This window comes from Pseudomonas sp. DE0010 (genome assembly GCF_007680745.1).
Lineage (GTDB): Bacteria > Pseudomonadota > Gammaproteobacteria > Pseudomonadales > Pseudomonadaceae > Aquipseudomonas > Aquipseudomonas parafulva_B.
Genome location: NZ_VEJQ01000217.1, coordinates 1 through 266, shown reverse-complemented (window position 1 = coordinate 266; position 266 = coordinate 1). Strand labels below are relative to the sequence as shown.

General features: G+C 64.7%; 1 pseudogene. It reads left to right on the top strand.

Annotated elements, in window-relative coordinates:
• Positions 1-266 (top strand): annotated as a pseudogene (locus FS767_RS22305) (MFS transporter); the annotation flags it as partial.

The following is a 266-nucleotide window of genomic DNA, read 5'->3' as shown; positions in this document are numbered from 1 at the left end:
GGTCTGGTCACCGCCCTGTGGCTGATCGCCTGGCTGCTGATCTATCGCCGCCCCCACGAACACCCCAAGGTGAGTCGCGAAGAGCTGGCCTACATCCAGGCCGACGATGGCTCCCCGGTATCGGCCAAGCCGGCCGCCGCGGTCAAGATCTCCTGGTTCAAGCTGCTGACCTTCCGCGAGACCTGGGCCTATGCCGCCGGCAAGTTCCTCACCGATCCGATCTGGTGGCTGTACCTGTTCTGGCTGCCGGACTTCCTTGGCAAGAC